This window comes from Shinella sp. GW821-FHT11G07 (assembly GCF_058808115.1).
In genome coordinates this window covers 218000-237864 of record NZ_JBXARJ010000002.1, presented here as the reverse complement: position 1 = coordinate 237864, position 19865 = coordinate 218000, and the positions used below count along the sequence as shown (strand labels likewise).

Here is a 19865-nt window from a genome sequence, read left to right as displayed (position 1 = left end):
ATCAGGGTCCCACGCAAGTCAGCTTCGCACGCGCCGCGCGGCAGAATGTTCACTTTTCGTTCGACATTTGCCCACCATTGCCTCTATTCTCCGGAAAGAGGAGACAGCGATGACCACCGTTCCCGCCCGCATCATCCACCGAACCATCGCGCGCGACTGGCGCGCGGTTTATGCCTTTGCCGCCCAGCCGGAAAACATGCCGCTCTGGGCTTCCGGCCTGGCCGCGGGCCTGACGCGGGATGGCGACGACTGGATCGCCGATGGCGGGCCGATCGGTGATGTGCGCGTGCGCTTTGCGCCGCCGAACGCGTTCGGTGTCATCGACCATAGGGTGACGCTGCAAAACGGCGTCGTCGTCGACAATGCGCTGCGTGTCGTGCCGAATGGCGATGGTGCGGAGGTGATGTTCACGCTGCTGCGCCAACCGGGTACGGACGATGCGGCCTTCGAGTCGGATGCGGCGCACATCGCCCGCGACCTCGAGACACTGAAAAGATTGATGGAAGACAAGGAGAACACACGATGAGTGGCAAGGGTGCCGATCGCAAGATCGACTATATCGAATTCAACGTCACCGACATCGCCCGCAGCAAGGCCTTCTACAGCGGCGCCTTCGGCTGGACGTTCACGGACTTCGGCCCTGAATACTGTGAATTTCAGGACGGCCGTCTCACCGGCGGCTTCACGACGCTCGCACCGGTCTCCGCCAAGGGCGGACCGCTCGTCATCCTCTTTGCCGACGATCTCGAAGACGCGCTCGGCCGGGTGGAAAAGGCGGGCGGAACGATCGTGAAACCCATCTTCGCCTTCCCCGGCGGCCGGCGTTTCCAGTTCGCGGACTCCGACGGCTACGAGCTTGCGGTCTGGTCCGACCGGTAATCGGCCTTTCGCAGCGTCAATATGATTGCCCTGGTGACTTTTAGCGAAGGAATTCAGGCTTTTTCAATCAGACGCTCCTAGGCAGGGCCTGCGATCAAACGAACGCGGGCCCGTTTATGTACAAAATCCTCGGCAAGACACTGTTGGTCGCCGTGCTGTCCACGCTGGCATCCCTTCTCATCAGCTTCGCCTTCGTGCCGCTGATGGGCGGCGAGGTTGCCGGCGCGGGTCTCGTCATGACGATCGTCTGTCCCATCGTCATCTCCATCCCGGCCTCGTTCGTGCATTTCTATCTGGCCGAGAAGCTGCGCTCGGCCAATGCAGCACTCGCGACGGCGCGTGACGAGCTGGCGGAGGCCTATACCCGGCTACAACACCAGGCGCGGCGGGATGCACTGACCGGTCTTCTCAACCGCGCCACATTCATGGCCGAGCTGGAGTCCGCAAGCCAGGCCGGCACGCGTGGTGGACTGCTGTTCCTCGACGTGGATCATTTCAAGTCGGTCAACGACCGTTTCGGACACGCGACAGGCGACGATGCTCTCGAACGTGTGGGGAGCACCCTTTCCGGGCTGACGTCGGAGGGTGATCTGGTCGGCCGGCTCGGTGGCGAGGAGTTCGCGATATTCCTGCATGGTGCATCGCCCGAACAGATGCTCGACCATTCGCAGGCGGTGCGCGAGGCTGTGAGGGCCATCGAACTGCTCTCTCCGACAGGACACCGTATCCCGCTCGGCATCAGCATCGGCGCCTTCCACTGCGCGCCACGCTTCGACCCGACGGAAGCGCTTGCGGCGTCCGATCGCAATCTCTACCGGGCAAAATCGGCGGGTCGCAACACCGTCGTGGCATGAAAAAGGCCGCGGAAACCGCGGCCTTCTTGCTTGAAAGTGTCTAGTGCTTACTCGCCGCCGCCCAGCGAATGGACGAAGACGGCGAGCTGCTTGACCGCCGGGTCTCCGAGACGCGGCAGCCAGGCGGGCATGACACCATGCTTCGGCGACTTGATCTGCGCGGCGATGGCAGCCTCCCCCTCGCCCTTCAGCCAGATCGCGTCGGCAAGATTCGGGGCACCCATCTCGTGGTTGCCCCTAGCGTCCTCGCCGTGGCAGGCGGCGCAGTTGTCGGCAAAGATCTGCCTGCCGGGTTCGACCATGCCGGCATCCGCAGGCGTGCCCGTCAGGTTGACGACGAAAGCCGCGACCTGCTTGATTTCCTCGGGCTGGAGAATATCGCCATAGGCGGGCATCTCGGAGACACGGGTCTCGTCGTCACCCGGATGACGGATGCCATGGGCGATCGTCTGGTAGATGTTGTCCACCGTGCCGCCCCAGACCCAGTCGTCGTCGTTGAGGTTCGGGAAGCCGACGAAGCCCGCAGCACCCGAGCCGTGGCACTGCGCACAGTTGACCTTGAAGGCCGAGGCGCCGCCGGCGATCGCGAATTGCGAAAGCTGCGGATCGGCCATGATCTCCTGCAGGGAGGACTTGGCGATACGATCGACCATGCCGGCCTGCGCCTGCTTGGCGCTGGCAAGCTCGGTTGCGATATTGGCGCGGCTCGACCATCCAAGCATGCCGGTCGTCGCATCCGAGATCAGCGGCCAGGCCGGAAACGCGATCGTGTAACCGATCGCCCAGAGGATCGTGGCGTAGAACGTCCAGACCCACCAGCGCGGCATCGGATTGTTGAGTTCCCGGATACCGTCCCATTCGTGGCCGGTGGTTTCGACGCCCGAGATTTCGTCAATATGTTTCTCGGCCATGATCAGTCCTCCTTGAGAGGGATTTCAGCGGCCCGTTCGGCGGCCTTGCGGGCGCCGGGGCGGAAGACGAAGGCGACGACGGCCAGGAAGAACAGCGTCATGGCGAGAAGCGCCCAGCTGTCGGCGAAGTGGCGCATGGCGGTATAGGTTTCCATAGGCCCCTCCTCAGCGGTAACCGGCGGCGTCGTCATAGGTGGAGAAGTCCACCAGCGTGCCGAGCATCTGCAGATAGGCGACGAGCGCATCCATTTCGGTGAGCTTTGCCGGGTCGCCGTCGAAGTCGCCGAGCTTGGCCTTCGGGTAGCGCGCCTCGATGCCGGACGTGTCGGCGTTCGGATCGGCCTGCGCCTTCATGTCGGCCGCGGCATTTTCCAGCATCTCGTCCGTATAGGGCACGCCGACGGCACGGTTGGCCGACAGGTGCATCGAGATGGCCTTCACATCGACCGGCGTCTCCTTGAGGAAGGCGTAGCTCGGCATCACCGATTCCGGCACGACCGAACGCGGCTCGATCAGGTGCTGGACGTGCCACTCGTTCGAGTAACGGTCGCCGACGCGGGCGAGATCCGGCCCCGTGCGCTTCGAGCCCCACTGGAACGGATGGTCGTACATCGACTCCGCCGCCAGTGAGTAGTGCCCGTAGCGCTCCACCTCGTCGCGGAACGGCCGGATCATCTGGCTATGACAGGTGTAGCAGCCCTCGCGGACGTAAATGTCGCGACCGGCAAGCTCCAGCGGCGAGTAAGGCCGCATGCCCTCCACCTTCTCGATGGTGTTTTCGAGGTAGAACAGCGGGGCGATCTCGACGATGCCGCCGATGGAGACGACGAGCAGCGAGCCAACGAGGAGAAGCGTCGCGTTGCGTTCAAGGATGGCGTGTTTATCAAGAATGGACATCGCGTCCCCTCCTATTCGGCCGGCTGGAGCGCGGGCGTGGCACCCGGGATCGGGGCCTCGTCACGCTGGTAGCCGAGGATTGTCATGGTCACGTTGTAGGCCATGATGAGCGCGCCCAGCAGGAACAGCCCACCGCCGACGGCACGCAGCACGTAGTAGGGAAACATGGCGGCGATCGTTTCGGCGAACGAGTAGACCAGGAAGCCCTGCTCGTCGTATTCGCGCCACATCAGGCCCTGCTGGATGCCGGCAACCCACATGACGGCGGCGTAGACGACGATGCCGAGGGTGGCGAGCCAGAAGTGCCAGTTGACCATGCGGATCGAGTAGAGCCGCTCACGATTCCACAGTTTCGGCACGAGGAAGTAGACCGCGCCGAAGGTGATGAGGCCGTTCCAGCCGAGCGCACCCGAATGCACGTGGCCGATCGTCCAGTCCGTGTAGTGGCTGAGCGAGTTGACCGACTTGATCGACATCATCGGCCCTTCGAAGGTCGCCATGCCGTAGAAGGCGATGGCCATGACCATCATGCGCACGATCGGGTCGGTACGGATCTTGTCCCAGGCGCCCTGAAGCGTCATCAGGCCGTTGATCATCCCGCCCCACGAGGGCATCCAGAGCATGATCGAGAAGACCATGCCGAGCGTCTGCGCCCAGTCCGGCAGTGCCGTATAGTGCAGATGGTGCGGGCCGGCCCAGATATACATGAAGATCAGGGCCCAGAAGTGGATGATCGACAGGCGGTAGGAATAGACCGGACGGTTCACCTGCTTGGGCACGAAGTAGTACATCATGCCGAGGAAGCCGGCCGTCAAGAAGAAGCCGACGGCGTTGTGGCCGTACCACCACTGGGTCAGCGCATCCTGCACGCCCGAGAAGGCCGAGTAGCTCTTCACGCCAAGGAACGAGACCGGGACGGCCAGGTTGTTGACGATGTGCAGCATCGCGACAGTGACGATGAAGGCGAGAAAGAACCAGTTGGCCACATAGATGTGCGGTTCCTTGCGGGTCAGGATCGTGCCGAGGAAGGCGATCAGGTAGGCAACCCACACGACTGTCAGCCAGATGTCGACATACCATTCCGGCTCGGCATATTCCCTGCCCTGCGTGATGCCGAGCAGATAGCCGGTGGCGGCCATGATGATGAAGAGCTGATAGCCCCAGAACACGAACCAGCCGAGATTGCCGCCGAAAAGGCGGGCACGCGAGGTGCGCTGCACGACGTAGAACGAAGTCGCGATCAGCGCGTTGCCGCAGAAGGCGAAGATGACCGCCGAGGTGTGCAGCGGGCGCACGCGGCCGAAATTGAACCACGGCTCGATATTGAGATCGGGGAAGGCAAGCTGCGCAGCGACGACGACGCCGACCAGAAAGCCGACGACACCCCAGAACACCGTCGCGATGACGCCGTAGCGGATGACCTCGTCGAAATAGCCGTCGTCATCCTGGGACGGCTTGGCCGCGGTGGCCGGCGCAAAGGAGATGCGCCGGATCATGAAGAGCGTGCTGGCGAGCAGCACGAAGAAGAGGACCCACATATGGGCCTCGAAGAGCCTGTCCTGGGCGAATGCCGCACCGAGCAGCGCGATGAACGCGCCGACGGCCAGGACGATCGTTTCCGTTACATATTTCATCGTTGGCATCCCCCAACTGGTCAATTTCTCGCTCAGGCCGGTTCCCGCACGGAATCGGCCTTTGCGCTCGGTTGAGGCTTCGCAGATGCGCACGGAAGCATCCTTGACATGGATCAAGGCAGGGAACGGAAGCGGACGGCATCAAAGGGACAGGTTGACGCAGCCGCGCGTCGTGACACCCGCGGCTCTTCCCAAACGAGGAAGCATGACATGACAGACTATGCAGATATCGCCCGGCTGCTCTCGGATCGTCCGACGGATGCCGTTTCACTCGACTGGCTGAAAAAAGCCCACGACACGCAGTTGACGCTATGCGCCGCGCTGGAGGAAATCGCCGACAGCCTGCCGGCGAGCGTCAATCGCCAAAAGTGCATCTATGCTGCGAAATCCCTGATTCCACTGGTCAATGGCGTGCATCGCTATGAGGAGGAAGCCCTGTTCCCGCTGCTGGAAAGCAAGGGCGCCGGCGATCCGGAACTCACCGTGTCCATCGCCCGGCTGAAGTTCGAACACGTCGAGGACGAATGCTTCGCGGAGGAGCTGACTGACACGCTGACGCGCCTCGGCAGTGGCGACGATACCGTAAACGCAGAAGCCGCGGGCTACATGCTCCGCGGCTTCTTCGAATCGATCCGGCGTCATATTGCCTTCGAACAGCAGTTCATGCTGCGCGGCGGCCTTGCCGCATGAGGCGGATCAAGCCGCCATCGGGTCGCGCACTTCCTGCAGCTCCTGGAGCACGAGGATGGCGCCGAGCGCATTTCCCGCTGCCGACATACAAGGCGTCATGCGGCAGCGGATCATCGCATTGCCAAGACGCGAGGACAGATAGTCGTATTCGACCACCTCCCCCGCAAAGCAGCGGTCAAGGTGCCGCTTCACCCGGCTCTCGAAACGCTGCACACCGATGAACTCCACGACATGCCGCCCCACGAGATCGATGGGTTTCTCGCTGAAGCGCTCGGCATTGAGCGGGTTGGAATAAATATAGCGATAGTCCGTCGCAATGACGGACACCCGGTCCGGCAAACTGTCGAGGATCGCCTCGTTGAGCAGCCCGTCCTCCACCACGCGCGGCACCGCCATGGGCCGTGAAGCCTCCGGCAGCTTCAACCCGAACGGTGTCGCTGCCTCCTCGGTGCCAAAATAGCGATCCAGCAGAATCTTGAAACTATGCGCCTGCCGGAGCACGCAGGCCCTGTCTTCAGATTCTTCCCGGAGAAGGTCCACCACGAATTGGAATTGGGACCGCAGTTCGGAAGCGTCGTTAGCTTCCCTGTTCAACACAGCCGCCAAGGCGGGCTCGATTTCCCTGTCCAGCATGGAAACGAGACGTTCATTCCCCGTCTTCACTGCGTGCTGGAGTTGCGAATACTTAAACCAGAACAACTCTACAAGAGCTTTCAATTCATGCTCCCTGAATTGCTGAAATCTACAGCAATTGCATCACTACATTATTTAAACTGTCCGGAAGTGATATGCAGCTTTGATCGTTACCTCCCCAAATATGCTATCCAAAGCGCTTACATTAGCAAAATGGTAACAGCGAACGGGAGGATGTCAAACCCGAATTAGCCAAAAGTCGCATAATTCGAAAAACTGAACGTATTCAAAATTAGAATGAAAAGAAAAAAATAGTAAGCACTCAAGTAATAAGGCCACGCTTGATATTCCACCGATCATGGTACCAAAGCCATTGGCCAGGATATTCCCGCACCCACTGCTCCACCTTGTCGTTGAGCATCTGGGCGGTCGCATCGACATCGACGGCGCCATTCTCCTTGCGGGGAACCTGCATTGCCGGCTCCAGCTCCAGCCGATAGCGATTGTCCGGCAGGCGGATGCAGCGGGCCGGATAGACCTCGCAGTCGAACTGGCGGACGAGCTTGGCAAGCAGCGGATTGGTCTGCACGTCGCGGCCGAAGAATTTCGTGTGCAGTCCCCTGTTGAATTTTTGGTCGACCAGCACGCCGACCGGACCGCCGCCCTCCAGCTTGCGGGCAAGCGTGAAGGAGGAGCCGGCATGCGACGGCACGAGGTTGCCCATGCGGGCGCGACGGAACTCAAACACCTTGTCGGCAACATAGGGGTTGTTCGGCGGCCGGAAGAGCACCGTCACGTCAAGCCCGAAGGACGCGCCGGCCACCGGCAGCAGCTCGAAATTGCCGGTATGCGCCGTGAAGACGATGAAGGGACGCGGATTGTCGCGCAGGTCGAGGAACAGCGGAATGCCCGACACCTCGATCCGACCGGGCGCTGAACGCTCGGGATCGAAATCGAACAACCGGTCGAGAAAGACATATTCGGCGGCAAGCCGGCCCATATTGCCCCAGGCATCGAGGGCAATCGCCTCGATCTCCGCCTCAGGCTTTTCCGGGAAAGCGTTGCGCAGATTTGTCAGCGTCAGCTTGTGCCGGCTCGTCTTGGGACCGATCCAGCGCGCCACACGATCGGCAAAATGGATCGCCCGGTCGGCCGGCAGCAGCTTCAGGAGATTGAGCAGGCCGAAGGCGAACTGCGCCACCAGCCATTGCTGTGTGTTCCGGAGCGCCAGGACAAGGCGTGTGACGATCATCTTCACGCGTGTCAGTCCAGCCTGAGGACGATCTTGCCGAAGATCTGGCGCGATTCCATGCGCTCCAGCGCCGTTGCGATACCGTCGAAAGTAACTTCCGTATCGATGACCGGTTGGACGACGCCGCGCGCCATCTTCTGCATGGCATTCGCCATGTTCTCCATGCGGCAGCCAAACGAGCCGAGCAGCTTCAGCTGCTGCTGGAAGAGCATCATCAGGTTTAGGTCGGTCGAAACACCGGATGTCGAGCCGCAGGTGACGAGACGGCCGCCGCGCTTCATGCACAGCATCGAACCCGCCCATGTATCCTTGCCGACATGTTCGAAGACGACGTCGACGCCCTTCTTCTTGGTCAGCTTGCGCACCACGCCTTCGAAGCGGTCTTCGCGATAGTTGATGACGTGATCGGCACCGAGCGCCTTGGCCTTCTCGATCTTGTCGTTCGAGCCGACGGTGGTGATGACGGTGCAGCCAGTTTTCTTGGCAAGCTGGATGGCCGCCGAACCAATGCCGGAGCCGCCGGCATGAACGAGGATCGTCTCGCCGGGCTCGAGCTTGGCATTGTCGAACAGCATGTGCTCGACCGTGCCGAAGGTGACGGGCGCGAGCGCGGCGGCAACCGCGTCGATACCGGGCGGTGCCGGCACCAGCAGGCGCGCGGGAAGATTCACCTTCTCCTGCGCAAAGCCGTCGAGATGGAAGCCGTACACGCCGCCGACATGTTCGCAGAGATTGTCGCGGCCTTCACGGCAGGGCTTGCAGAGGCCGCAGGTGCGCGCGCCGTAGATGGAGACGAGCTGTCCGGGCAGAACATTGGAAACGCCCGGGCCGAGCGTTTCGACGACGCCGGCCGCTTCCGCGCCGATGACGAGCGGCATCTTGCGCTTGGCGAACGCCATGCCGCGCCAGCCCCAGACGTCGATATGGTTGAGGGCGACGGCCTTCACGCGCAACGTCACCTCGCCCGGGCCGGGAGCGTCCGGTTCCGGGATGTCGGTCAGTTCGAGCTTGCGGTCGTCGAGAAGCTGGAGGGCGCGCATGGTCTTGTTCCTATCAGGCCGGTTCGGCCGTCATGACGAGGCTGGCGTTCTGGCCGCCGAAACCGAAGGAGTTCGAAAGCACGGCAGTCACCTGCTTGTCGCGCTTCACGTTCGGCACGACGTCGAGCACGATTGCCGGGTCGGGATTCTGGTAGTTGATGGTGGGCGGCAGGGTGCCGGTCAGCATGGTCTGGATCGAGAACACCGCCTCGACCGCACCGGCGGCCGTCAGCGTATGGCCGATCATCGACTTGTTCGACGACACCGGGATGCCCGCAAGCTTTTCCCCGAAGACGGTCGACATGGAGAGATATTCCATCTTGTCGTTTTCCGGCGTCGAGGTGCCATGGGCGTTGATATAGCCAATGCCGCTCTCGTCGATGCCGGCATCTTCCAGCGCGGCGCGGATCGTCGCGATAGCCGGGGCACCATCCGGCGAAGACCGCGTGCGGTGGAAATGATCAGCCTTCTCGCCGCAGCCCTTGAGGATGCCGAGCACCTTGGCGCCGCGAGCGATGGCGGATTCGAGCGATTCCAGCACGAGTGTCGCAGCACCTTCGGCGATGACGAAACCGTCGCGGTCCTTGCTGAACGGTTTTGATGCCTTGGTCGGCGGATCGTTCTGGGTCGAGAGCGCCGAGAGCAGCGCGAAGCGGATGAGGGCTTCGGCCGTCACCGAGCCATCGGTACCAACGGTGAGCGCCCGGTCTGTGCGGCCCTGACGGATCGCCTCGACGCCAAGCTGGATCGCCGTGGCACCCGAGGCGCAGGCCGTCGACAGCGTTACCGGCAGGCCGCGCGTGCCATACCGGTCGGCGAGGCGCTCGGAGATCGCGCCAAACGCCCAGGCCTCATGCAGCGCCGGCTCGGGCTTGCCCCGCAGCACGGCAAGGAAACGGTCATAGGCATCGCCCGGACGCTGCGACGGCGGCGCGCGGTCGGCGAGTGCAAAACGGTCGCGCCAATCGGGCTCGATCGGCGGGGCGGCGAGGAAGAGCGGTCCACCGAATTCGCCGGAAAGGCCGGCCTGCGCCAAGGCCTCATCCGTCGTCTCGCGCGCATAGGCGTAGGAGCGTTCGACCGGGTTTTCGACCGGCAGGTCGATGAAGTCGACCGTGCCGGAAATACGGGTATTCAGGCCATCGACCGGAAAGCGGGTAATATCATGAATGCCCGACACACCACCGGTGAGCGCGGTCCAGTTGTCCTTGAGCCCCTGCCCCAGCGAGGTGATGACGCCCATGCCGGTAACGGCGACGATCGGGCGACCGAGATGATCCCTGTAAGCGGCGTTCGTCATGGCCGGAACCTCACTTCTCTGCCGAAAGGATTGCGACACCTTCGCCGCGCGAATGGCCAACCGTCGTCACGACGGCGGTCGCGGCAGGCGCGGTCATGGCTGTTTCCACCGCCGTGTCGAACGGGGCGACCGTAACGCCGCCGCCGAGCGTCAGCGCGGCAAGCGCCAGGCCGAGCGGGAACTGGGCTTCGAGCGACTGGCCGATCACGGCACTGTAGCCGCGCAGCGCACTGCCGGAAAAACGCTTGTCGAGCCAGCTCTTCTCGCGTGCCGTCGCATCATGCGCACCGGATGCGCCGGAGAAGACCACGGTCTCGCCACCTGAGAGCGCGCCTTCAGCCAGGCGCTCAAGCCGCGCTTCCAGACGGCCCTCGTCGCGCGAACCGCGATCCCCGCCGATGGCATTGATCGTCGCATAGATGCGCGCGCCACGGGCTTCCGCATGCGCACGGGATTCGAGGATGAGGAACGCGGCAGCCGAACCGGTGATGATACCGCCACCGGCGTTTTCGTCACGTGACCACAGCGGCGTCCAGCCGCCGGTCGCATGCGCGCCGATGGCCTCGTAAAGCAGGATGACGTCCTGACGCTCCGCAACCAGCGCACTGCCAACCAGCGTGTGCGTCGACTGGCCGGCGCGAATGCGGTGGAACGCCGTTTCGACGGCGCTGATGCCGGCGGCTTCCTCGCCCATGAAGGTGCGGGAGGAACCGGTGACCTTATGCACGATGGAGATGTTGCCGGCGAGCAGGTTGGAAAGCTGGGCGAGGAAGAGCGTCGGGCGCAGCTCCGTCGTCAGCTTCTCGTTCAAAAGCTGTTCGCGGTCGTTGCGCTTCAGGCCCTCGTCGACGATCAGCGAATCCACCGCGATGTCGCGCTCGCCGCCGCCGGCAGCCACGATCATGTCCATCGTGCCGCAGGCTTCCGCATTGTCCTTCAGTCCGGCGTCATCCAGCGCGAGACCGGCGGTGAAAACGCCGAGGCGCTGCCAGTTTTCCATCTGGCGCTGGTCGCCGCGCTTGGCGATCTGCTGGTTCCAGTCGATTTCCGGCATCGGATGGACCGGATAGGGCGCAAAACGCTCCGTCTCGATCTTCAGCTCCGGCGCCGTCGCACCGCCGAGGATTTCCACATGGGCATCCGCCCCGACACCGTGACAGGTGACGATGCCGACGCCGGTGATGACCACATCGTTGTTCGCCTTGGCCATGCTCACTTCCCTTCCGCAGACGCCGCGAGCGCCTCGAACAAACCCACCTCTTCCGCACGCTTGCGCACGATATCCGCGAGCGGCACTTCGGCAAACGGCATGGTGCGCAGCTTGAGCTGCGCATCGCAAACCTTCTTGCCGGCGGATGAGATCTTCGCCTTGGTTACGGCATAACCCGACCCGTCATGCTCCAGCACCGCCTCGATGTCGAGCACGGCATCGGGCTCGACGAACGTGCGCATCTTGGCGCCATCGACGGTCATCAGGAACGGCATGGCCGCAAAATCGGACGCTGCCAGCACGAGAAAGCCGGACGCCTGCGCCATGGTCTCGATCAACAGCACACCCGGAACGAGCGGCATGCCGGGGAAATGGCCCTCGAAAACCGGGCTCTTTGACGGCACGACCGAGCGGGCCTCCAGCACGCGACGCGCACCGTCAACGGCCTCTACCCGGTCAATCATCTGAAAATATTCTAACAACATCGTTTTTGCCTCCGGCGGGTTCCGGAAATCGAAAGGCCTGCCGAAGACGGCAGGCCGCAAGCCAAAGGCGCCGGGAACCCGGCGCAAAGCCGCTAAACGCAGCCGGTCGCCGTGGCCTCAGGCCTTGGCAGCCCGCAATTCGTCGATCTTGGCGCAGAGGTTCTTCAGGACGAAATACTCTTCCGTCGCGACCTTGCCCTCGTTGACGTCCTGCGTCCATTTTTCCAGCGGGATCTTGATGCCGAATTCCTTGTCGATCGCAAAGACGATGTCGAGGAAGTCCAGGCTGTCGATCCCGAGATCGTCGATGGTGTGGCTGTCCGGCGTGATCGTCTCGCGATCGATTTCGCTCGTCTCAGCAATGATGTCGGCAACCTTGTCGAATGTAGCAGTCACGCCCATACCTCATGAATCTATAGTTGGGCGATCCTATATGGAAATCGAACGCAATTGCCAATGGGCTTGATGAGGGCCCTGCATAGCCGGCAAAGCTGTGTTGCGCAAACGACATGCCCGAAATGACCGGTCAGACCGCGATGGAATGCCGGCCGCGACCGCTTGCAAGATGCGCGTCGAAGACGGCGGCAACCATGCGGGCGAAGGGTCGCCCCGTGGCCGTCAGCACGAAACGGTCCCCTTCGATGCGGCAAAGGCCGTCCCTGTCCGAGGCTGCAAACCGGAGGGCTTCCGAACGAATGGGGCCTGCCAGATCCGGATACCGCGCGGCAAGATCGGCGAAGGAAAAGCCGAAATCGCACATGACCCGCTCGATGACCCAGGCGCGGGCGCGGTCCTCCGCCGTAAAGGAATAGCCGCGAACCACGGCCAGGCCGCCCTCGCCCGCCCGCCGCACATAGTCGCCCGTCGCGGGCATGTTCTGGATGTAGCCCTGCGGCAATTGTCCTATGGACGACGCCCCCAACCCGATCAGCGCATCCGCCGCGTCGTCCGTGTAACCTTGAAAGTTGCGGCGCAACGTGCCGTTCCGGGCCGCGATGGCCAGCCGGTCGGCCGGCAAGGCGAAATGATCGATGCCGATCGCCTCGTAGCCGGCAGCGACCAGCATTTCCGCCGCCATCTGCATCTGGCCGAAGCGCGCGACGACGCCGGGCAAAGCCGCTTCTTCGATCATCGTCTGGTGCTTCTTCATCCACGGCACATGGGCATAGCCGAAAAGCGCGATGCGATCCGGTGCAAGCGAGATGACGGCGCGGACGGTCTCGGCAAGCGTTTCGACCGTCTGGTGCGGCAGGCCATAGAGGATATCGCAGTTGACGGAACGCACACCCCTTGCCCGAGCCGCTTCCACCACGCCGCGGGTCTGCTCGAATGTCTGGATGCGGTTGATGGCCTTCTGCACCGTCGGGTCGAAATCCTGGATGCCGAGGCTGGCGCGCGTCATGCCGATCTCGGCAAGAGCATCGTGCCTGGCCTCGTCGAGGTCGTTGGGGTCCATCTCCACGGAGATTTCAGCATCGTCGGAGAAGAAAAAATTTTCCGCAAGACAGGCTTTCAGGGCAACCATGTCATCAGGCCGCAGCAGGGTTGGCGAACCGCCTCCGAAATGCAGAGCCGTCACCGGCACGTCCAGAGATACACGACCGCCGATGGTGGCGATCTCCGCATGAAGGCCCTTCAGATAGGTCTCGACAGGCTCGTAGCGCAGCGTCTGCTTCGTATGGCAGGCGCAGAACCAGCAGAGCCGGTCGCAATAGGGAATATGCGCGTAGAGCGAGAGGCGATTTTTCGCATCCAGCGTGCCGAGCCAGCGCGCATAGACGTCCGCATCGATGCTTTCGTTGAAATGCGGCGCGGTCGGATAGCTCGTATAGCGCGGCACCGGTGCCGATAGGCGTTCCACGAGGGCGTCTTGCATGGTCAATCTCCTTGCTCGCGAAGGAAATAAACCGGAAAGAGCCGCCGCCATTTGATTTTGATCAAGTGAAAGCCGGAAGGACTGGGCTAGGATTTGACAATAGTCAGGAAGCGCTATTTTGCCGCTGGGCGGCACGCTTTATGTTCGGGTCTGTGTGCGGTAGCACGGCAGCGTTGTGCCGCTCGACCGCCGGGCGAAAGGAAAAGCCGAAATGGAAGTTCGCCGCCGAGATATCCATAATTCCGATATCCCCATCGTGTGTCGCGCCTGCGAGGCACGCCACGGCGGCGTCTGCGGCACGCTCACCCCTGAACAGTTGACCGAACTCAACAAGCACTCCACCCGCCATCGCCTCGATACCGGCGCCGAAGTGATCGGCCAGGGCGAGACCATCGTGAACTATTCCAACATCATGCGCGGCGTGGTGAAGCTGACCAAGGTGATGGCCGATGGCCGCCAGCAGATCGTCGGCCTGCAGTTCGCGCCCGATTTCCTCGGCCGCCCCTTCCTGGAGGAAAGTGCGATCACCGCGGAGGCTGCGACCGAAAGCGAAGTCTGCAACTTCCCGCGCCCCGTGCTCGACCGGCTGATGAAGAAGACGCCGGAGCTGGAACACAAGCTGCACCGGCAGGCCTTGAAGGAACTGGACGAGGCGCGTGACTGGATGCTGACGCTCGGCCGCAAGACGGCGCAGGAAAAGGTCGCAAGCTTCCTCTACCTCATCGCCACCCATATCGATCCCGAAAGCGTCGATATGTCGACCTTCGACCTGCCGCTGTCTCGCGCCGACATCGCCGACTTCCTCGGGCTGACCATCGAGACGGTGAGCCGGCAGTTCACCAAGTTGCGCAAGGAAAACGTCATCCGCATCGAGAACAACCGGCACGTGATCGTTCCCGACATGGACCGCCTGATGCGCTACGCCAGCGCCGACTGAGCTCCAACGTTAGCGCGTGATCACGATACGGGTTTTGGACAGCCCGTTGCTCTTTGCCATCTGGAAGAATGTCGCCGCATTGTTCGGGTGCAGGCGCACGCAGCCGTGCGAGGCAGGGCGGCCGAGGCGCTTCGTCTCGTAGGTCGCGTGCACCGCATAGCCGCCCTTGAAGAACACGGCATAGGGCATCGGCGCGTTGTTGTACTTGCGCGAACGGTGGTTTCGCGAGGTCCACTTCGCCGACCAGGCGCCCGTCGGCGTGCCAAAGCCCTTGCGGCCGGTCGACACCCGCCAGCGATATTTTACGACACCGTTCTGAGTAACGACCATGGTCTGCGAAGCAAGGCTGACCTGGGCGACAAGATTGGCGGAAAGAGCAGTTTGGGTTTGAAACAGTACAAGACAGAATGCGACGGCAATCGCAGACAAGGTACGCATGACTTCCCCTCTACACGATTTGGGCATGGCTTCAACGCCATGTCTCACAGCGAGACAGAATATAGACGTTTCAGCCTTCCGCAATATTGACAGGGGTAACGAAAATAAAACGAAGTTAAGGCGTAAAATTTTACCGAACGCAGGTCGCCGCGCTCAAATCAAAATAGACAGAAACAGTGCAAGGGCGACGGCCCCGGCAAGTGCAGCGCAGGCCAGGGAGAAAATCCGCAAGGAAAGATCGATATCCGCAACCGTCGCCACGGTGCGGCCACTGGCATTCATCATCGGCTCGTCAACGCGCGTACCGCCATAGATGCGCGGCCCGGCGAGGCCGATGCCGAGTGCACCCGCCATTGACGCTTCCGGCCAACCAGAGTTGGGCGAACGGTGCAGTCCGGCATCCCGCAGTGCCGTTCCGATTGCCGCGCGCGCGGCGCGCCTGCCCTTCGCCACGAAGGCCCCGGCGGCGATGAAAAAGATCGAGAGCCGCGCAGCCGGCCAGTTGGCGAGGTCGTCCAGCCGGGCGGAAGCCCAGCCGAAATCGAGATATTTCGCATTCTTGTGGCCGATCATCGAATCGGCCGTGTTCAGCATCTTGTAGGCGAACAGGCCCGGCAGGCCGAGAAGCGCGTACCACAGGGCTGGTGCTACGACGCCGTCGGAAAAATTCTCCGCCAGGCTCTCGATGCCGGCGCGGCAAACCGCTGGCTCGTCGAGCGTTGCCGGATCGCGCCCGACAATCATCGACACCGCGTGCCGGCCACCGTCGAGGCCGCCGCGCTTGAGACCGGTCGAAACGGCGCGGACATGGTCGTGCAGGCTTTTCTGGGCAAGGAAGATCGCAACAACGACGATCTCGATGGCGACACCGAAAACGCCGAGCGGTGCCAGCAGCCGGTGCATCAGGAAACCAAGGAAAACACTGGCGGCAAGCAGGGCGGCGATCCCGGCCGCGCCATTGAAACGCTTCGTCTCGGCGGAGAGGCGCTTGCCGTTGAAAAGCTTGTCCATCACGCCGATGGCACGGCCGAAGAGCACGACCGGGTGCGGCACGCGACGCCAGATCCTGTCCGGATCGCCGACGAGGCGGTCCAGCACGAGCGCGAGGAACAGGATGAGCAAGGTCTCCGTCATCGTTCAGCCGACCACATCTGCCAACGCCGCGGCAAGGCGGGCATCCGCCGCGCCGTCCGGCGTCAGGCCGAAGCGAAGCCAGCGCGGATTGTATTCGAAGGGACGAACAAGGATATGATGCCGGCAAAGCCCCTCGTGGAGCGCTCCGGCATCCGCATGGTGCACCAGGGAAAAAAGACCGGTGCCGCCGGCGATATCCAGACCGGCACCGGAGAGCGTTGCATCAAGTGCGGCTTTGCGCCCATCAATGCCACGGCGGATGGCGGATGTGTCGGAGGCCATGAGTTTTGTCGCAATCGTCAGGGCCGGTCCCGACACGGCCCAGGGCCCGAGCCCATCCTCGATACGGTCGAGGACCGCCGTCTCGCCGATGACGAAACCGAGACGCAGGCCCGCCAGGCCAAAGAATTTGCCGAAGGAGCGGAAGACGAGCAGACCGGGCACGCCGTCACCCGCCAGCGGCGCGAGGCAGGTCTCCGGCCCCATGTCCCCGAAGGCCTCATCGACGACGAGCAGCCCACCTGCACGCGCAATACGGGCATGGAGATCAAGCAGGACCGCACGGGAAAACAGGCGGCCGTCCGGATTGTTCGGGTTGACGACGACAACGAGGCCATGCGCGTCGGAAACGGCATCGAGGCCGGCGATACGGTCCACCGGCAGGCCGGCATTTTCCAGGACGCGCGCATATTCGCCATAGGTCGGCGAGAGCACGGCGGCCCGGCGCCCGGCTACGACGAATCGAGGAAGCAACTGGATGACGGACTGCGTGCCGGGCACGGGCAATGGCAGCGCGTTCGGCGTGGCATAGTATCGGGCAGCAGCAGTGCGTGCCGCATCCTGCCGTTGCCGGTCCGGCAGGCGGTGCCAGGCCGCAATGTCCACATCCGGCAGGACGGCGGGGATGGGGTTGATTCCAGTCGAGAGGTCGAGCCAGTCCTCTGGCCGGCCACCGAAGCGCGCGGCAGCCCCGGCAATGCCGCCGCCATGAATGATGCGCGGCACGGTCATGAAGCCTCCGGCGCCAGATCGACGAGATGCATGTAGGAACCGCTCACATTGCCGCGGCTCAGACCGGCCTGCCCGAGATCCTCGCCCATCGCATCCGTAACGGCGAAGAGACGATCCGCCTCCCCCTCCTGCTGCACGGTCGAATAGTGGAATTCATGGGCGGTCATCACTGCGTCGAAGCCCGACCCCGAAAGCGGCGTGACACGGCGATAGCCGAGATGGCGTCGACGTTCGGCAAAGCTGGTGACGAGCGGCAGCAGGCCCAGCATGCGGTGGCGTGAGCCATCCGCCGCAACCAGTGCTTCCCCCAGAGTCATGTAGCCCCCGCATTCACCATAGATGCGCGCCCCCCGGCGCGCCGCATCCTGCATGCCTAGGCGGAAACACCCGGCATTGGCAAGGGTCGCGGCATGGAGTTCGGGATAGCCGCCGGGCAGATAGACGGCGTCGGCATCGGCGGCCGGCGCCTCATCCGCCAACGGCGAGAAGAACGAAAGGCTCGCCCCCGCCTGCCGCCAACCCAACATGAGGTGCTCATAGGTGAAGGCGAAGGCGGTGTCGCGGGCAATGGCAATGCGCTGACCGAAGGGCGGCAAGTGAGAGACGGACAGTGTTGATGGCCGGGCGGCCCGCGTCGCCGCGAGCGCGACGAGACGGTCGAGGTCGCAGCACCGCGAGACGACCTCCGCCGCATGGGCGATGAAGGTTTCCAGCGTGCCGTGTTCGCCCGCCTGCACGAGACCGAGATGGCGTTCCGGCAAAGCGAGTGCCGAGTCACGTTCAAGCACGCCGAAGATATCGACACCGCTCGCCTCGAGCGCACCGCGCAGCATGGCTTCATGCCGGGCGCTGCCGACCTTGTTGAGAATGACGCCGGCCACGTGGATGTCGCTGCGAAAATCCTGGTAGCCCTTCACCATGGCGGCAACGGACTGCGACATGCGGCTGCAATCGGCGACAAGCACGACGGGCAGGTCGAGCGTCGCAGCAAGATCGGCCGGCGCGCCCGTGCCGTCGGCGGCGCCATCGAAGAGGCCCATCATCGCCTCGACCAGCAGGAAATCACCCTCGCCGGCCTGAAGGGCGGCATTGGCGCGGATGAGATCGGGGCGCATGGCCCAGGGGTCGTAGTTGAGGCAGGGTTTTCGGCTGGCGGCGGCGTGGAAGGCCGGGTCGATGTAGTCCGGCCCCGCCTTTCCGGAAACGAGACGCACGCCGGCATCGGCGAGCGCACGCGCCAGGCCGAGCGTCACCGTCGTCTTGCCGGAGCCGGATGCGGGCGCGGCGATGAGCAAGCCGCTCATGCCGGATCCTTGAGCCCGCGGGAGCCGAACGGATCGGACGAAAGCTTGCGGCCCTGCGTCAACGCGCCGAGCCAATCGAGCGAGGCGCGCAAGCGCACGACTTCACCGACGACGACGATCGCAGGCGGCTCGATGCCGGCGGCCAAGACATCGGCTTCGGCGCGGGCCAGCGACGTTTCCAGCACCTGCTGTTCGGCGGTCGCGGCATTGCAGACGAAGGCGACCGGCTCATCCGGCGAGCGGCCGCCGGCGATGAGGTTGGCGGCGATCTGGCCGATATGTTTCATCGCCATGTACATGACGATGACCGGCGATCCCTTGGCAATGCCATCCCAATTGATGCGGTCCGGCACGAGGCCGGAGGAGTCGTGGCCGGTGAGGAACGTCACCGCGTGATTGACCTCGCGATGCGTCACCGGAATGCCGGCATAGGCAAGCCCGCCGATACCCGCCGTGATACCCGGCACGATGCGGAAGGGAACGCCGTGCTCGATCAGCGTCAGCGCCTCCTCGCCCCCCCGGCCGAAGACGAAGGGATCGCCGCCTTTCAGCCGCAGCACGCGGTGGCCCGCGCGGGCGAGCTCGACGAGCCTGAGCGAAATGTCCCGCTGCTTGTGCGACGGCTTTCCACCGCGTTTTCCGGCAAACTCCAGTTGCGCTCCGGGATGCGCGAGCGAGAGGCAGTCGGCATTGACCAGCGCATCATGCACGATGACATCGGCCTGCTGGAGCGCATTGGCGGCATGCAGGGTCAAAAGACCCGGATCGCCCGGACCGGCACCGACGAGCCAGACGCTGCCTTTCTCCATCGACGGGAGGGCTGAGAACAGGGCGTGCATCACGCAAACTCCCGGTTGGAATCAAAATGCGAGGGAGCGGATTCGGTCTCTGAAAAAGCCGCCGCAAAGCCTTGAAACGATTCGGCGACGGCGACAGTGGCATGGGCGGATTTCGTCTTCTCCACGACAAGTCGCCCATCCGGCCCCGCCTGCGCCAGCGCGGCAGCCTCGGCGACGCCGTGGCAACCCGTATGGGCGAAAACGAGATCGGAAGGATTGGCGAGACGCGGCGTCTCGGCGTCAAGGCGCTCCGCCGGAAAGGTCACGAGCGGCACGGAAAAATGCCGGGCGACCGCGAGCATGGCCGGTTCCTCCGCGCGCACGTCGAGCGTCGCTACGGCAGTGATGTGCTCCGGGCAAACAACGACGGATGCGACGAGATCGACAAGTTCGGCGGGCGGTGTCCCGCGTTCGCAGCCAAGGCCGAGGACGAGCGATCGTCGTCCAGTATCCGGTGGTGAGGCCTCAGGGCGCATGACAGTCTCTCGCAAAATTCCACGCGAAAGGCCCGGCATTGCCGTCATCCGACAGTTCCGGATGA

At 63.3% G+C, this 19865-nt stretch carries 23 protein-coding genes; 5 read left to right on the top strand and 18 right to left on the bottom strand.

The features are described 5' to 3' along the window. Positions 1 to 109: 109 nt before the first annotated feature. From AC1RT2_RS04660 to AC1RT2_RS04650, 3 genes are all read left to right on the top strand, one after another. A complete protein-coding gene (locus tag AC1RT2_RS04660) occupies positions 110 to 526 on the top strand; it encodes an SRPBCC family protein (protein ID WP_493099878.1) in 417 nt (138 codons plus the stop codon). Further along, entirely contained in the window at positions 523 to 879 is a 357-nt protein-coding gene (locus tag AC1RT2_RS04655; protein ID WP_493099876.1) for a VOC family protein, read from the top strand. Before AC1RT2_RS04660 ends, AC1RT2_RS04655 begins: the two co-directional genes overlap by 4 nt. Before the next feature lie 116 nt (positions 880 to 995). Then, positions 996 to 1733, top strand: a complete 738-nt coding sequence (locus AC1RT2_RS04650; RefSeq protein WP_493099874.1) for a GGDEF domain-containing protein — start codon at positions 996 to 998, stop codon at positions 1731 to 1733. A 47-nt stretch (positions 1734 to 1780) separates the two neighbouring features. Here the strand turns inward: AC1RT2_RS04650 and ccoP are convergent, their stop codons facing one another. Genes ccoP through ccoN form a run of 4 tightly spaced genes read right to left on the bottom strand, consistent with a single transcriptional unit; the run spans position 1781 to position 5175 of the window. After that, positions 1781 to 2644, bottom strand: a complete 864-nt coding sequence (ccoP, locus tag AC1RT2_RS04645; RefSeq protein ID WP_493099872.1) for a cytochrome-c oxidase, cbb3-type subunit III — start codon at positions 2642 to 2644, stop codon at positions 1781 to 1783. Between the two features lie 2 nt (positions 2645 to 2646). Beyond that, on the bottom strand, positions 2647 to 2799 hold the full coding sequence (locus tag AC1RT2_RS04640; RefSeq protein WP_069058482.1) for a CcoQ/FixQ family Cbb3-type cytochrome c oxidase assembly chaperone: 153 nt from the start codon (positions 2797 to 2799) through the stop codon (positions 2647 to 2649). A gap of 10 nt (positions 2800 to 2809) precedes the next feature. After that, on the bottom strand, positions 2810 to 3541 hold the full coding sequence (ccoO, locus tag AC1RT2_RS04635) for a cytochrome-c oxidase, cbb3-type subunit II (RefSeq protein ID WP_069058481.1): 732 nt from the start codon (positions 3539 to 3541) through the stop codon (positions 2810 to 2812). Positions 3542 to 3552: 11 nt separating this feature from the next. Beyond that, a complete protein-coding gene (gene ccoN, locus AC1RT2_RS04630) occupies positions 3553 to 5175 on the bottom strand; it encodes a cytochrome-c oxidase, cbb3-type subunit I (protein WP_493099869.1) in 1623 nt (540 codons plus the stop codon). Between the two features lie 210 nt (positions 5176 to 5385). Here ccoN and AC1RT2_RS04625 point away from each other — a divergent pair, with 210 nt between their 5' ends. Next, positions 5386 to 5865: a hemerythrin domain-containing protein gene (locus AC1RT2_RS04625; protein WP_493099867.1), complete on the top strand. Its 480-nt coding sequence runs from the start codon at positions 5386 to 5388 to the stop codon at positions 5863 to 5865. A 6-nt stretch (positions 5866 to 5871) separates the two neighbouring features. Here AC1RT2_RS04625 and AC1RT2_RS04620 read toward each other — a convergent pair whose 3' ends face one another. From AC1RT2_RS04620 to hemN, 8 genes are all read right to left on the bottom strand, one after another. Further along, complete coding sequence (locus tag AC1RT2_RS04620) at positions 5872 to 6582, bottom strand: PAS domain-containing protein (protein WP_493099865.1); 711 nt, start codon at positions 6580 to 6582, stop codon at positions 5872 to 5874. Positions 6583 to 6820: 238 nt separating this feature from the next. Further along, complete coding sequence (locus tag AC1RT2_RS04615) at positions 6821 to 7750, bottom strand: lipid A biosynthesis lauroyl acyltransferase (protein ID WP_493100380.1); 930 nt, start codon at positions 7748 to 7750, stop codon at positions 6821 to 6823. Between the two features lie 11 nt (positions 7751 to 7761). Continuing rightward, on the bottom strand, positions 7762 to 8790 hold the full coding sequence (locus tag AC1RT2_RS04610) for a zinc-binding dehydrogenase (RefSeq protein WP_069058477.1): 1029 nt from the start codon (positions 8788 to 8790) through the stop codon (positions 7762 to 7764). Positions 8791 to 8803: 13 nt separating this feature from the next. Further along, positions 8804 to 10090 carry a beta-ketoacyl-ACP synthase gene (locus AC1RT2_RS04605; RefSeq protein WP_069058476.1) on the bottom strand — a complete coding sequence of 429 codons (1287 nt, stop codon included), beginning with the start codon at positions 10088 to 10090 and terminating at the stop codon, positions 8804 to 8806. Positions 10091 to 10100: 10 nt separating this feature from the next. After that, complete coding sequence (locus tag AC1RT2_RS04600) at positions 10101 to 11300, bottom strand: beta-ketoacyl-ACP synthase (RefSeq protein ID WP_493099862.1); 1200 nt, start codon at positions 11298 to 11300, stop codon at positions 10101 to 10103. 2 nt (positions 11301 to 11302) lie between these two features. Beyond that, positions 11303 to 11785, bottom strand: coding sequence for a 3-hydroxyacyl-ACP dehydratase FabZ family protein (locus AC1RT2_RS04595; RefSeq protein WP_493099860.1), 483 nt, complete (start codon positions 11783 to 11785; stop codon positions 11303 to 11305). A gap of 117 nt (positions 11786 to 11902) precedes the next feature. Further along, entirely contained in the window at positions 11903 to 12187 is a 285-nt protein-coding gene (locus tag AC1RT2_RS04590) for an acyl carrier protein (RefSeq protein WP_150129872.1), read from the bottom strand. Positions 12188 to 12311: 124 nt separating this feature from the next. Continuing rightward, on the bottom strand, positions 12312 to 13661 hold the full coding sequence (gene hemN / locus AC1RT2_RS04585) for an oxygen-independent coproporphyrinogen III oxidase (RefSeq protein ID WP_493099857.1): 1350 nt from the start codon (positions 13659 to 13661) through the stop codon (positions 12312 to 12314). A 211-nt stretch (positions 13662 to 13872) separates the two neighbouring features. On the opposite strand from hemN, the gene AC1RT2_RS04580 reads away from it, so the two are divergent. Then, complete coding sequence (locus tag AC1RT2_RS04580; RefSeq protein WP_069058473.1) at positions 13873 to 14598, top strand: Crp/Fnr family transcriptional regulator; 726 nt, start codon at positions 13873 to 13875, stop codon at positions 14596 to 14598. Between the two features lie 9 nt (positions 14599 to 14607). Here the strand turns inward: AC1RT2_RS04580 and AC1RT2_RS04575 are convergent, their stop codons facing one another. From AC1RT2_RS04575 to AC1RT2_RS04550, 6 genes are all read right to left on the bottom strand, one after another. Continuing rightward, on the bottom strand, positions 14608 to 15036 hold the full coding sequence (locus tag AC1RT2_RS04575; RefSeq protein WP_069058472.1) for a L,D-transpeptidase: 429 nt from the start codon (positions 15034 to 15036) through the stop codon (positions 14608 to 14610). Positions 15037 to 15189: 153 nt separating this feature from the next. Further along, positions 15190 to 16170: an adenosylcobinamide-phosphate synthase CbiB gene (gene cbiB, locus AC1RT2_RS04570; RefSeq protein WP_493099854.1), complete on the bottom strand. Its 981-nt coding sequence runs from the start codon at positions 16168 to 16170 to the stop codon at positions 15190 to 15192. A 3-nt stretch (positions 16171 to 16173) separates the two neighbouring features. After that, positions 16174 to 17181, bottom strand: coding sequence for a threonine-phosphate decarboxylase CobD (cobD, locus tag AC1RT2_RS04565; protein WP_493099852.1), 1008 nt, complete (start codon positions 17179 to 17181; stop codon positions 16174 to 16176). Continuing rightward, positions 17178 to 18485, bottom strand: coding sequence for a cobyrinic acid a,c-diamide synthase CobB (locus AC1RT2_RS04560; RefSeq protein ID WP_493099850.1), 1308 nt, complete (start codon positions 18483 to 18485; stop codon positions 17178 to 17180). Before AC1RT2_RS04560 ends, cobD begins: the two co-directional genes overlap by 4 nt. Next, complete coding sequence (cobA, locus tag AC1RT2_RS04555; protein WP_493099848.1) at positions 18482 to 19324, bottom strand: uroporphyrinogen-III C-methyltransferase; 843 nt, start codon at positions 19322 to 19324, stop codon at positions 18482 to 18484. Before cobA ends, AC1RT2_RS04560 begins: the two co-directional genes overlap by 4 nt. Further along, positions 19324 to 19800 (bottom strand): cobalamin biosynthesis protein, encoded by a 477-nt coding sequence (locus tag AC1RT2_RS04550; RefSeq protein ID WP_493099846.1) that lies wholly within the window; start codon positions 19798 to 19800, stop codon positions 19324 to 19326. The genes cobA and AC1RT2_RS04550 overlap by 1 nt, the downstream gene beginning before the upstream one ends. Positions 19801 to 19865 lie beyond the last annotated feature (65 nt).